The sequence below is a fragment of the Streptomyces sp. CA-106110 genome (genome assembly GCF_050936285.1).
GTDB lineage: Bacteria > Actinomycetota > Actinomycetes > Streptomycetales > Streptomycetaceae > Streptomyces.
In genome coordinates, this window is sequence record NZ_JBNJNB010000001.1 from 7,453,109 (window position 1) to 7,465,517 (window position 12,409).

Annotated in this window: 9 protein-coding genes; 3 read left to right on the forward strand and 6 right to left on the reverse strand. The window is 71.4% G+C overall.

From position 1 onward, the window contains the following. Positions 1-82: 82 nt before the first annotated feature. Positions 83-1,000 (forward strand): oxidoreductase, encoded by a 918-nt coding sequence (locus ACQEXA_RS34370; RefSeq protein ID WP_432928306.1) that lies wholly within the window; start codon positions 83-85, stop codon positions 998-1,000. Between the two features lie 34 nt (positions 1,001-1,034). Here ACQEXA_RS34370 and galE read toward each other — a convergent pair whose 3' ends face one another. The 3 genes from galE to ACQEXA_RS34385 are packed head-to-tail and all read right to left on the reverse strand — an operon-like array spanning position 1,035 to position 5,044. Next, positions 1,035-2,015 (reverse strand): UDP-glucose 4-epimerase GalE, encoded by a 981-nt coding sequence (gene galE / locus ACQEXA_RS34375; RefSeq protein WP_433131952.1) that lies wholly within the window; start codon positions 2,013-2,015, stop codon positions 1,035-1,037. A 43-nt stretch (positions 2,016-2,058) separates the two neighbouring features. Continuing rightward, a complete protein-coding gene (locus ACQEXA_RS34380) occupies positions 2,059-3,657 on the reverse strand; it encodes a glycosyltransferase family 2 protein (protein WP_432928302.1) in 1,599 nt (532 codons plus the stop codon). A gap of 55 nt (positions 3,658-3,712) precedes the next feature. Then, positions 3,713-5,044, reverse strand: coding sequence for a glycosyltransferase 87 family protein (locus tag ACQEXA_RS34385; RefSeq protein WP_433131954.1), 1,332 nt, complete (start codon positions 5,042-5,044; stop codon positions 3,713-3,715). 107 nt (positions 5,045-5,151) lie between these two features. Here ACQEXA_RS34385 and ACQEXA_RS34390 point away from each other — a divergent pair, with 107 nt between their 5' ends. Then, entirely contained in the window at positions 5,152-6,834 is a 1,683-nt protein-coding gene (locus tag ACQEXA_RS34390) for a glycosyltransferase family 39 protein (RefSeq protein ID WP_433131956.1), read from the forward strand. Here the strand turns inward: ACQEXA_RS34390 and ACQEXA_RS34395 are convergent. Continuing rightward, entirely contained in the window at positions 6,831-7,328 is a 498-nt protein-coding gene (locus tag ACQEXA_RS34395) for a MarR family winged helix-turn-helix transcriptional regulator (protein ID WP_432928298.1), read from the reverse strand. The genes ACQEXA_RS34390 and ACQEXA_RS34395 overlap by 4 nt on opposite strands. A 131-nt stretch (positions 7,329-7,459) precedes the next feature. Here ACQEXA_RS34395 and ACQEXA_RS34400 point away from each other — a divergent pair, with 131 nt between their 5' ends. Further along, complete coding sequence (locus ACQEXA_RS34400) at positions 7,460-7,873, forward strand: organic hydroperoxide resistance protein (protein WP_432928296.1); 414 nt, start codon at positions 7,460-7,462, stop codon at positions 7,871-7,873. A 104-nt stretch (positions 7,874-7,977) separates the two neighbouring features. Here ACQEXA_RS34400 and ACQEXA_RS34405 read toward each other — a convergent pair whose 3' ends face one another. Both ACQEXA_RS34405 and ACQEXA_RS34410 read right to left on the reverse strand, forming a co-directional pair. Next, positions 7,978-10,182: a bifunctional glycosyltransferase/CDP-glycerol:glycerophosphate glycerophosphotransferase gene (locus ACQEXA_RS34405; RefSeq protein ID WP_433131958.1), complete on the reverse strand. Its 2,205-nt coding sequence runs from the start codon at positions 10,180-10,182 to the stop codon at positions 7,978-7,980. 4 nt (positions 10,183-10,186) lie between these two features. Next, a complete protein-coding gene (locus ACQEXA_RS34410; protein WP_432928292.1) occupies positions 10,187-12,379 on the reverse strand; it encodes a bifunctional glycosyltransferase/CDP-glycerol:glycerophosphate glycerophosphotransferase in 2,193 nt (730 codons plus the stop codon). Positions 12,380-12,409 lie beyond the last annotated feature (30 nt).

A 12,409-nucleotide genomic window follows, 5' to 3' on the forward strand; every position in this document is an offset into this window, starting at 1 on the left:
CCATGTGATCGACGCCTACATTGTTGTCGCCGTCACTATTGTTGTCATTGACAGCATTGTTGGCGACGCCTACATTGAAGGCATGCCGAAAACACAGAACAAGTGGAACGCAACCGACATCACCGACCAGACCTGCCGTATCGCCGTCGTCACCGGCGCCAACAGCGGTATCGGACTCGCGGCCGCCGACGCCCTGGCCCGTGCGGGCGCACATGTGGTGCTCGCCGTGCGCGACGTACGGCGCGGTGAGGCAGCCGCCGCGACCGTCCGCGGCGCGAGGGGAAGCGTGGAAGTGCGCCGCCTCGACCTCGCCGACCTCTCCTCCGTCCGGGAGTTCGCCGCGGGCTGGCGGGGAGACCTGGATCTGCTGATCAACAACGCCGGCGTCATGAACATCCCCGAGGCCAGTACCAAGGACGGCTTCGAGATGCAGTTCGGCACCAACCACCTGGGCCACTTCGCCCTGACGAACCTGCTCCTGCCGCACATCACGGACCGCGTGGTCACCGTCTCCTCGGGAGCGCACCGCCTGCCGGTCGGCATGCACATCCACTTCGACAACCTGAACCTGACCGGCGAGTACGCGCCGATGGTGGCGTACGGCCAGTCCAAGCTCGCCAACCTGCTGTTCACGCTGGAACTCCAGCGCCGGCTGACCGAGGCGGGATCGACGGTGCGGGCCCTCGCGGCCCACCCGGGCTGGGCCGCCACCAACCTCCAGGGCCACGACGCCAGCGTGGTACGCCGGATCGTGATGCGGGTCGGCAACCGCGTCTTCGCCCAGGACAACAAGGGGGGTGCACTGCCGACCCTGTACGCCGCGACCCAGGACCTGCCCGGCGCGAGCTACGTCGGTCCGGACGGCCTCGGTGAGATGCGCGGCGGACCCACGCTGGTGGGCCGCTCCCACGCGGCCAGCGACCCCAAGTCGGCGCGCCGCCTGTGGACGGCGTCCGAGGAGCTGACGGGTGTCGTGTTCCCGGACCTGGCGCGGGCCTGACGGCCGGCAGCGCAGGACCGTCCTCCGGACGGGCTCAGCCCCGCGCCGCCCCCGGATGCCTGCGCACCCATCCCTCCCTGGCCGACGTGATCATGTCTTCCACGTCGCGCTTCGCCGTCCAGCCCAGCTCCCCGGCGATGCGGTCGGCCGAGGCGACGACTCGGGCCGGATCGCCGGGGCGGCGGGGGGTGACCGCCGGCGGGGTGTCGTAGCCGGTGATCGCGTTGATGCGGTCGATCATCTCGCGGACCGACACGCCTTCCCCGCGGCCGATGTTGAGGGTCAGATCCGCGCCGGGCGAGGTCTGGAGCGCGCGGGCCGCGGCCACGTGGGCCTCCGCGAGGTCGGCCACGTGGATGTAGTCGCGCACACACGTGCCGTCGGGTGTGGGGTAGTCGTCGCCGAAGATGCGCGGGGGCGCGTTCTCGGTCAGCTTCTCGAAGACCATCGGGATCAGGTTGAAGACGCCGACGTCGGCCAGCTCCGGCGCCGCCGCCCCCGCCACGTTGAAATAGCGCAGGCACGCGGCGGACAGGCCTGTGGCCCGGGCGGTCGCGCGCACCAGCCACTCGCCGGCGAGTTTTGTCTCGCCGTACGGTGACATCGGCACGCACGGCGTCTCCTCCGTCACCAGATCGAGGTCCGGCATGTCGTACACCGCGGCGGACGAAGAGAACACGAACGAGGGAACCCTGGCCGCCGTCACCGCCTCCAGCAGGACACGCAGGCCCTCCACGTTCTCCCGGTAGTAGAGCAGCGGCGTCTCCACCGACTCGCCTACCTGCTTCTTCGCCGCCAGGTGCACGACGCCCGCCACCGGGTGCTCCGCCAGGGTGCGGCGCAGCAGTTCACCGTCGAGTGTGGAGCCCACCACCAGCGGCACCTCGGCGGGCACGCGCTCGGCTATGCCCGTGGACAGGTCGTCGTACACCACGGCCCGCTCGCCGGCCTCGGTCATCGCACGGACGACGTGTGCCCCGATGTAACCGGCGCCGCCGGTGATCAGCCAGGTCATGTGCGGTCGTCCCCTCGTCGGTTGGCCCATGGTGTCGGTTCGGTCACTTCCAGTGAATCAGGCGTCGCAGCCTGCGGCCCAGGACGGAGGTCGCTCCCCGCACCCCCGACGCCACCCTGAGGGCCAGCGCTCCGGAGTGCGTCGCGTACGGCTGCACCAGCAGCACGCCATGCCGCAGGTTCGGCACCATGCGGCGGCCCAGTCCCGCTCCGGTGAGGGCAAGGGCCGTGGTGTCGCGGCTGGTGCCGTCGTCGAAGCGAAGGGTCAGCTCGAGGTCCCAAGTGCCGCTGCCGAGCTTCGCGAGGTCCACCGGCATCTCGGCCGTCCAGCCGCCCGACTCCGGCTCCCGCCGGAGCGCGGCCGTGCAGGAGAGGCCCACCAGGGCGCGGCCTTCCCGGCGGGTGAACTCCACGTCGACCCTGGCCGGACGCGCGTTCTCCACCCGTCCGTACAGCTCGTGCAGGCGCAGTCGCAGCCGGGTGGCCCGGGCGCGTGGGCGCAGTTCCGCTTCGACGGCGACCGGAAGGTGCCGCATGGGGCGGTGCAGCAGATGGTCCAGTTGCACTTGGGGCAGATCCGCCGACCAGACCGGGATGCCGTCCGCGGTGCTCGCGTACGGCGGGCTCAACCGCGCCGGACGGGCCGCCAGTTCCTTGAGCCGGTGCAGATCGCGTGGCCGTTCGGCGGCGAGCACCACCTGGGCCACCACCCGCCCCGGCACGGACGCCTGCGCGAAGTCGGCCGCGTCGAAGTCCGACAGGTAGGTGCGTGTGAGCTTCCACCACTCGGAGCGGTAGTCCTCGTCGCGCAGCGGGAGCTCACGCGTGTACATGCGCAGTCCGCGGTCCAGGAAGCTGGTGCGGGCCGCGCGTGCGAGCCGCTTCTCACCGGCGCCGAGCAGGATTTCGTACGCCTGCCGGTTCGCCTCCATGCGCGCCTTCCAGTTGTCGATGTCGGCGCGGTCGAGGGAGATGGACAGACGTCGGGCCGAGCGGCGGACGTGCCAGATGTAGACCGTCTCGGGAACCAGGGCGATGCCCGGACCGGCCGCCAGGACCCGCGCCCCGAACACGAAGTCCTCGTAGGGGAAGCGGCCTTCGGGAAAGCGGATGCCGTTCTCGCGCAGAAAGTCGGTGCGGTACAGCTTGTTGACGCACAGCGTGTCGTAGGCGAGGCGGGGGCGCCGGCCCGGACGGGAGACCAGCGCGGGCCGCTCGTACAACTCCGGCTGCCAGGGGGTCTCGCGGCCCGAGGGCAGTTCGCGGCGTACGCACAGGCCCGCCGCGAGCGGGGTCCCGTGTGCGACGGCCGCCATGAGCAGCGCCTCCACCGCGCCGGGCGGCAGTACGTCGTCGCTGTCCAGGAACATCACGTACGGCGCGGTCGCCGTGTCGATTCCGTCGTTGCGCGGGGTGCCGCAGCCGCCACTGTTGACGGTTCGGCGCACCACCCTCACCCGCGGGTCCTCGGCCGCCAGGGCGTCGAGGAGTTCGGGACTGCCGTCCCGCGAGGCGTCGTCGACCGCGATCACTTCGCGGACGACACCGCCCTGGGCGAGGGCCGAACGCACCGCGTCCGTCACATGAGCGGCGTCGTCGTACCCGATGACGACGACGCTGACCTGTGCCTCGTGAGGGTGCATCGATTCCACAGGCCGGAACATTACGGATACCTGGTAATCATCTGTTAAGAGGCAATTAACCATCTGTACGGAAGACGGCAGGAATCTCGTGGGGGTTCCGTGGAGGAGTACCCGCTTTCGTCCGTTCCGCAAGGGGCCGTCCGGAACGCCACAGGCGGATGAAGGACACGACGGCGGCGGACGTGAGCAGTGTGTTGCGTACGAGCATGAGCAAGCAGCCCGCCCAGGTGCTGTTGATGACATCCCCGTAGTAGGCGGGGTATTCGACGACGCTGACCGCCGTCGCCGCCAGGACGAGCAGGGCCACCGGGCGCTGTGTGGTGTGCCGCGACGTCAGGCACACCGCGGCCAGTCCGATCAGCCAGATCATGTACTGGGGGCTGATCACCCGGCTCGTCACCGTGAACAGCAGGACGGCGGCGAGGGCCGCGTCGTAGGGGGTCGCGGGCGTCCAGCGGCGGTTCCGTAGCCGCCACAGCAGCAGGAGGGCGAAGGCCACCGCGGTCAGTACGAGCGAGCACAACGCCACCGTGTGCACGTGCGGGCCCACGAACTCCACGGCCCCGTACTGGTAGTGGGTGTGCCCCGGCCAGCCGGCCCGGCGGGCGAACATGAGCACCGTGCCGCCCAGCGACTCGATCTGCACGCCGCGGCCGCCCTGCTGGCGCAGGAAGTCGAACGGATGGCGGAACAGAGCCGCGAGCAGGGCGAGAAGAGTGACCGCGGTGACCGCGGCCGCCGTCCACGCCTCACGGGTCGAACGGCCGCGCGGTGTGCCGATCAGTGCCAGCGCCGGCCACACCTTCACCAGCGCGCCGAGCGCGGCGAACACTCCGCTCATGTGTCTGGAGCGTGACATCGTGAGCAAGGAGATGACCGCGAAGGCGGTGACCTGTACGTCGTACCGGGCCAGCGGGATGTGCAGCAGCAGCGGAAGGCCGGCCGTCCACAGCGCCGCACCGCGCAACGAGCGGCCCGGACGCGTGCCCACGCGTGCGAGGACGAGTGTGATCGCGGCGTCCGTCAGCAGGGTGAGGGTCACGAAGGCCTGAAAGTAGGTCAGGCCCGGGAGCAGGGCGGGGGAGAGCAGTACGGCCCCCGCTCCCGGCGGGTACTGCCACAGGTGGTCGCCTGCGGGGAACGCGCCGTGCCGCAGGGTGCCGTACCAGTGGAAGTACAGCTTCCACACTTCCCGCGCGACCCCGCCCCGGCCCAGTAGAGCGTACTGGTCGTGGGCGAGCAGCCACAGCATCAGGGCGCGGGTGGCGAGCCAGCCGGCGGCGAGCAGAGGCAACCGACGCGTCGTGCGGACCCTCTTCAGGAGGGGCGGTGAAACGGGCGCGGAAATGGTCGCCCGGGACTCCGGAACACTCTTCAAGGCAGTCATCAAGCCCGGATGGTAGGGCGTATGTATCCCTCATGTGCGCAGATACTCTGTCAACACGCAGCAAAAGTTAGTTAATGCTACAAAATCTGGGCATGTTGAATGCAGGCATGAGTCGGTTGCCGGCAAGGCGTACGGAGTGGGGGGCCGTCCTCGTCCCCGTGGTCGTCATGGTCGCGATCGGGGTATGGGGACTGGACCGTGGCGGGATGTGGCGGGACGAGGCGGCGACGTTCCAGGTCGCGCGCCGCTCGGTGCCGCAGATCTGGCATCTGCTGCACAACGTGGACGCGGTGCACGGCCTCTACTACCTGCTGATGCACGTGGTCCTGGCCGTGCACCCCGGCGAGGTGCTGCTACGGCTTCCCTCGGTCGTCGGCGCGGCCGCGACGGCGGGTCTGGTCGCCGCGCTGGGCACACGGCTGTGCCGCCCCCGGGTGGGGCTGTGGGCGGGGCTGCTGTACGCGGTCACGCCGATGGCCGGGCACTACGCCCAGGAAGGCCGCTCGTACGCGCTGGTCTCCGCCGGGGTCGCGGGCGCGACGCTGCTGCTCCTGAGGGCGGTGCGGGGCGGGAGGTGGTGGCCGTACGGGGTGGTCGTGGCCGTCACGTGTGTGCTGCACGAGTTCGCCGTGCTGGTGCTGTTGGCGCACGCCTGCACGCTGGCGCTCGCGCGGGTGCCGGGGAGGGTCTGGCGCGGGTGGGCGTGTACGGCGGGCGCCGCCGTCCTGGTGCTGCTGCCCCTGGTGCTGGTCTCGCGGGGGCAAGCGGCCCAGGTGGCGTGGCTGTCGGCGCCGGACGGGCGCAGTGCGGAACGGCTCGTGCGGCAGTTCGCGGGGCCTTCGCGGGCGATGCTCGGGCCGTATCTGGTGCTGGTCGCGGCGGCTGTGTGGAGACCGGGCCTCAGACGGGAGGTGTCCCTGGCCGGGGTGGCTCTGCCGCTGCTGGTGATTCCGCCGGCGGTGCTGATGGGCGTCTCGCAGATCACCCCTCTGTACGACGAGAGGTATGTGCTGTATTCGCTGGCCGGCGCGCCACTGCTGGCTGCGGCGGGTGCCGAGCGGCTGGCCGGTGCCGTGCGCCGAATGCGGCCGGCCGGCGGGTGGACGCCCACCGGGCCCCTCGGCCCGGGCGACGACGGTCGTCCCACCGGAGGCGTCGTGTCCGGCGGCCGTCCGCTACCCGTCCCCCGTCGCCCTGTCCCATCCACGGGGGCAGTCGCCCTTCAGGAGGCTCCGCGGCTGGTCGTGCCCGATGGGCGTGTGGTCGTCCGGCGGCCCTCATGGCTTCGGCGGCAGGGCGGAACCCTGTTCGGTGTGCTCGCCGTCTGCGGTGCGCTCGTCCTGCAGTTCCCCCTGCTCCGGGCCGACCGCAGCGCCGCTCACCGGCCCGACGACCTCGCTGCCGTCTCCGCCGTCGTGGCGCGGCATGTGCGGCCCGGCGACCCCGTGCTGTTCCTGCCGTCGCTGGAGCGGCGTTCGGCGCTGACCTATCCGGCGGGGTTCCGGGGCGTCAGGGACGTGGCGCTGGACGTGCCCGCCGCCGAGGACGGGACGCTGTACGGGCGGGAGGCCGGGCCCGGGGAACTGCGGCGCCGGCTCGCCGGGCTGACCTATGTGTGGGTGGTCAGCGAGCCGTACGCGCTGCGGCCGTCGTGGACTCCCTGGAGCCCCACCGAGCGCGCCAAACTCGCGGTGGTGAACGAGGAGTTCGTCACCCGTGCGGAGTACGTGCGCCCGGGTCTCACCCTTCGGCTCTATGTACGCCGTGGCCTGTCGCGGCCGGGCGGCTAGTCGCAGCCCGGCGTCTCCTCCAGCGCCGCCGCGTCCAGCGCCTGGGTCAGCCGGTCGAGGCGGGCCTGCAGCTCCATGATCTCGCCCAACTCGAAGCCCGTGGCCGCGCCGATCCGGCGCGGCACCTCAAGGGCGCGCTGCTTGAGCGCCGTGCCCTCGTCCGTGAGGTGCACGTGCACGGACCTCTCGTCCTGGACGCTCCGCTCCCGCCGCACCAGGCCCGCCGCCTCCAGCCGCTTCAGGAGGGGCGAGAGCGTCCCGGAGTCCAGCCGCAGGTGCTCGCCGAGCTTCTTCACCGGCAGCTCGCCGTGCTCCCACAGCACCAGCATCACCAGGTACTGCGGATAGGTGAGCCCGAGGTCATTGAGGACGACGCGGTAGACGCTGTTGAAGGCCCGGGACGCGGCGTGGAGCGAGAAGCAGATCTGGCGGTCCAGGCGCAGGAACTCCGCGCCCGGAGGAGGCTCGGCACTGATGGTCGGCGTGGTCTTCATGTCCTCAGGATAGCCCGGCAGCGCCATTTAGTTGTGCACAATTGAATTGTGTGCTGTACTCATCTCGTGAGGCCGCCCGGACGGACGGAAGGGCCGGTCGACGGACATGATTTCGAGAGGGATGGTTTTCCATGGACGCGCTCTACACCGCTGTCGCCACCGCCACACACGGTCGCGACGGGCGGGCGGTCACCTCCGACGGCAAGCTCGACCTCCAGATGGCCATCCCGGTGGAGATGGGTGGCAGCGGCCAGGGCACGAACCCCGAGCAGCTGTTCGCCGCCGGGTACGCGGCCTGCTTCGCCGGCGCCCTCGGCGTGGTCGGCCGGCAGGCGAAGGTCGACGTCAGCGACGCCGCTGTGACCGGTGAGGTCACCATCGGCAAGCAGGGCGAGGGCTTCGGCCTCGCGGTCACCCTGCGCATCGAGCTGCCGGAGTCCGTGGACGAGGCGACCGGCCGCAAGCTGGTCGAGCAGGCCCACCAGGTCTGCCCCTACTCCAACGCCACCCGCGGCAACATCCCGGTCGAGCTCGTCGTCGAGTAATCCCACGACCGATCCGTGCGCGGCCTCGTACACCTGAGCGGGAGTACGAGGCCGCGCACGTGCCACGCCCGGCGCCGGAACCTCCTCCCGGCCCGGGCGCTTCGTCATGTCGAGGTCAGCACGTCCCTCTCGCCCGCTGCGGGCGCCGGGATCGAGGCCGGGACGTCCGGCTCGCCCAGCATCAGCGTCCGCACCACCCGCAAGGCCGCCCGCCCGTCGTCGAACTCGCAGAACCGCGCCCGGAACGCGGCCCGCAGCGCCGCCGCGTCCGCGTCCCGGCAGCTCCCCGACGCGAAGAGCCAGGACAGCTCCCGGTACGAACGCGAGACATGCCCCGGCGCGTTCGCCGTGATGTCGAAGTACGCGCCCCTGCTCGCCGTGTACGCACCCCAGTCGTCGGCGTGCACGACGATCGGCCGGTTCAGGTTGGCGTAGTCGAACATGAGGGCCGAGTAGTCCGTCACCAGGGCGTCCGAGGCGAGCATCACCTCCTCGACGTGCGGCTCGTCGGTGGCGTCCACCAGCACGCCCCTGCGGTGCAGCTCGGCCGTCCCCATCCCGCGGGCCGGGCCGTCGGCGAGCGACGGGTGCAGCCGTACGACCAGGGTGTGGCCCTCTCCGAGGTCCTCCGCGAACCGGGCCAGGTCGAAGCGCTCCACATGGCCGCCCCGCACATGGTCGCGGCGGGTCGGCGCGTACAGCACGACCGTGTGGTCCACCGGGATGCCGTGCCGCGACCGGAACGCCGCCCCGTCGCCGGGCTTCGCGTTCACAAGGACGTCGTTGCGGGGGCTGCCGGTGCGTAGCGAGGTGAACCGGCACGGGTAGGCGCGGTCCCAGACCAGCTCGGAGTGGCGGTTGGCGACGAGGCTGTAGTCCCAGCGGTCGGCGCGGCGCAGCATCTGCGGCACGTCGAGGCCGTGCCGGGCGCCCGGCTTGCCCAGCAGGTCGGCCCCCATGTACTTCAGCGGCGTGCCCTGGTGGGAGTGGATGTGCACGCTGCCGGGGCGCTTGAGCAGGGACGGGGGCCAGTTGACGTTGTTGACGAAGTACGTGGCCCGCGCGGTGACCTGCCGGTAGGCCAGCGAGCCCAGGAGGACGTACTCGACGTTCGGAGGCAGGTGCTCGGCCTGGTCCTCGCGCACCACCCACACGTTCCTGATGTGCGGCGCCAGTTCGCGGGCGGCGTGGTGGATCGCGGCGGGATCGCCGAGTACACCGCGGTGCGAGAACGCCGAGTACACCGCGAGCTCCGGGTCCAGGGGCCGCTGCCGGTGAGCCCAGGTCCAGGCGCGCTTGGCCCGCCCGGCCGCCACCCCGCGGGCCCGCCGGCCCAGCCGGCCGGACGCGGCAGCGCCGGCGGCAGCCCGCTGCCGGGCCAGGTAGCGGGCGTAACCGCCCTCCAGGACGCGGAGTCCGGCGGGGACCGGCTCGCTCGTGCGGTGCCGCTGGAAGAGTTCGGCGGTGCGGCGGAAGAACTCGCCCTTGGCGGACGCGGGCAGCCGGCCCGGCTTGGCGAGGACGTCCAGACAGTGCTCGCCCATCTTGCGGTGCAGACAGGGCCGCCAGCGGTCCAGCTCCGGGTGGGCGTCGAGATACGCGAAGACCCGCTCGTACTGGTCGTGGATGTCGAAGTGCTTGCGGCTGGTGGTGGACAGGATGCTGCCCTGGCGGCGCTGCCGGTAGTTGAGGCAGATCCGGTCCAGGGTCGCGATCCGCCGGGCGCTGAGCAGGGCGGGGAAGGTCCAGGGCGTGTCCTCGTAGTACCCCGGCGGGAAGCTGAAGCCGTGCTCGGTGACGTAGTCCCGTCGGTAGGTCTTGTTCCACACCACCATCAGCAGCTCGAGGATCTCGGGGCGCTCCGCGGCCGTGAAAGTGCCCTCGCAGGCTTCGGTCAGCACCCGGGCCAGCGCGTTGCGGCGGGTGCCGCCCCACCAGTACGTGCGGGCGTAGTCGAAGACCAGCACGTCCGGATCCCGGGTCTCCTCGAGCCGGTCGGCGATCGCGCGCAGTGCGCCCGGGGTGAGCGTGTCGTCGCTGTCGAGGAAGAGGAGGTAGTCCCCGGTGGCATACGGCATCCCGGCGTTGCGCGCCCGGCCAAGACCGGCGTTCTGCGGGAGATGCAGCACACGCAGGCGCGGATCCCGTTCTGCGTACTGGTCGAGGATCGCCCCGCAGCCGTCGGGCGAGCAGTCGTCGACGGCGATCACCTCGAAGTCGGCGTACGACTGCTCGAGCACCGAGTCGAGGCATTCGCGCAGAAAGCCCCGCACCTTGAAGACGGGGACGATGACGCTGAAACGGGGCACGGGATCAGCTCCTCACGAGGGTGTGGGCCGGAGCCGGGATGCGCTCGGCCGGCGGGATCAGCGGCGGGATCGACTCCGGCGGCTCGCCCAGCAGTACCCGCCGCACCACGCGTTCGGCGGCACGTCCGTCGTCGAACTGGCAGAAGCGCTCACGGAAGGCGGCGCGCAGGCCCGCCGCGATCCCGTCCGCGTAGGAACCGTCCCGGAAGACGGCCGCCAGCTCCGCGGGTGAGTGCGCCACCCGTCCAGGGGGTGCCTCCATCAGGTCGAAGTAGACGCCCCGGATCTCCCGGTACACCTCCCAGTCGTCCGCGTAGACGACGATGGGGCGGTTGAGGTTGGCGTAGTCGAACATGATCGACGAGTAGTCGGTGATCAGGGCGTCCGCGGCCAGGCAGACGTCCTCGGAGGAGCGGTGCCCTGTGACGTCGATGATCCGCCCGCTGCTTCCCGCCGCGCCCTGGTCGTAGAAGTAGTGGGCGCGCAGCAGGACGACGTACTGGTCGCCGATCGCCTCGCAGAACGCCTCCAGGTCGAGGCGCGTGTGGAAGCCCGTGCTGTGGTCGCGGTGCGTGGGCGCGTACAGCAGGGCCTTCCTGTCCTCGGGCACGCCCAGTTCGCGGCGGATGCGGGCGACGTCCTCGGCGGTCGCGGTGCAGTAGACGTCGTTGCGTGGATACCCGTACTCGAGGGTCTCGTAGGAGCCCGGGAAGGCGCGCTCCCACATCTCGGTGGAGTGCCGGTTGGACGAGAGGTTGTAGTCCCAGCGGTCCACCCTGGCCAGCAGCTTGGTGAAGCTGCCGGTCGCCGCGGCGACCACCGGGTAGGTCGACTGGTCGATGCCCATCTTCTTCAGCGGGGTGCCGTGCTGGGTCTGCAGATGGACGCTGCCGGGGCGCTTGACCACACCGTCCGCGAAATTGGCGTTGTTGACCAGGTACGTGGCGCGGGCGAGCACGTCCCAGTACGTCCGGCTGCCGATCACCGCGTATTCCACGTCCTCCGGCAGGCTGTCCACCGCGTCCGGCTCGACCAGGAACACCGAGCGGATGTGCGGGGCGAGTTCGCGGGCCTTGGCGTGGATCGCGGCCGGATTGCAGGCGTAGCCGCGGCCCCAGTACGCGCAGTACACGGCGAGGTTCGGATCGAGCGGCCGGCGCAGCCCGAGCGCGTACCGGAGGCGAGTGCGCGGCCTACGCGGCACCGGGACCTTCCGAGCCGCCTTCGCCGTGCCCAGGCTCACCCCGCGCAGCGTGTGGAACGCGCTGTACGCACCGGCCGCGAGCAGCCGGTGCTGCACCCCGACGCTGCCCGCGGGCGGGTGGTACCCGGCCGGGCGGTGGCGGCGACAGAGGCGTGACGCCCGCCGGAAGAAGACCCGGCGCAGCTGCGCGGGCAGCCGTTCGGGATGCGCGGCGGTCCGCAGCACCTCGCCGAAGAGCTGCTCGAACAGCGGTCGCAACCGCTCTGCGGGCAGGGCGACTTCGGCGGCCCGGACGAGCACCGCGTCCACCTGGTCGAGGAGGTCGAGTTGATGCTCGCCCGGGCTGTGCAGCCGGCTGCCCTGGCGGCGCATCAGATGCCGTACGCAGACCGAGCGCAGCACGGCCAGGCGTTCGGCGGCGAGCGTGACCCGGCCGCCCCAGCCGATGTCGGTGAAGTGACCGGCCGGAAAGGCGAGTCGGTGACCGGCGACGAACGCGCGTCGGTAGGCGGCGCTCCACGCGGGGACGCCCACACAGGTCAGCTCCGGGGCCCGATCGGGGCTGAAGGCGCCCTCGGGGGCCTCGCCGAGCGGGGGAGCGTACGCCGCACCCTCCCACCAGGGGACCCGTTCATGGCCGAAGTAGAGGACGTCCACCTCGCCGGTCTCCGCCAGGCGCGCGTCGATCGCCGCGAGGGCGCCGGGCTTGAGGACGTCGTCTCCGTCGAGGAACAGCAGATAGTCCCCGGTCGCCGCTTCCGTCCCGGCGCTTCTGGCCACGCCCAGGCCGCCGGCCGGCGGCGAGGTGAGCGGAACGACCCGGTTGTCCCGCTCGGCGTACGTGCCGGCGACCGTGCCCGCCGGGGAGCCGGGGGCGTCGCAGACCGGGATCAGCTCGAAGTCGCCGAACGACTGGGCGAGGACGGAGTCCAGTGCCTGGGACAACCGGCCGGCGACGCCGAACGCAGGGACGATGATGCTGAAGAGGGGCATTCTGCTCTTTCTCTCGGGCCCCGGTCGCTG

Coding starts and splice junctions, on each gene's coding strand:
- ACQEXA_RS34370 (WP_432928306.1), top strand. CDS start 83: ATGCCGAAAACACAGAACAAGTGGAACGCAACCGACATCACCGACCAG.
- galE (WP_433131952.1), bottom strand. CDS start 2,015: ATGACCTGGCTGATCACCGGCGGCGCCGGTTACATCGGGGCACACGTC.
- ACQEXA_RS34380 (WP_432928302.1), bottom strand. CDS start 3,657: ATGCACCCTCACGAGGCACAGGTCAGCGTCGTCGTCATCGGGTACGAC.
- ACQEXA_RS34385 (WP_433131954.1), bottom strand. CDS start 5,044: ATGACTGCCTTGAAGAGTGTTCCGGAGTCCCGGGCGACCATTTCCGCG.
- ACQEXA_RS34390 (WP_433131956.1), top strand. CDS start 5,152: ATGAGTCGGTTGCCGGCAAGGCGTACGGAGTGGGGGGCCGTCCTCGTC.
- ACQEXA_RS34395 (WP_432928298.1), bottom strand. CDS start 7,328: ATGAAGACCACGCCGACCATCAGTGCCGAGCCTCCTCCGGGCGCGGAG.
- ACQEXA_RS34400 (WP_432928296.1), top strand. CDS start 7,460: ATGGACGCGCTCTACACCGCTGTCGCCACCGCCACACACGGTCGCGAC.
- ACQEXA_RS34410 (WP_432928292.1), bottom strand. CDS start 12,379: ATGCCCCTCTTCAGCATCATCGTCCCTGCGTTCGGCGTCGCCGGCCGG.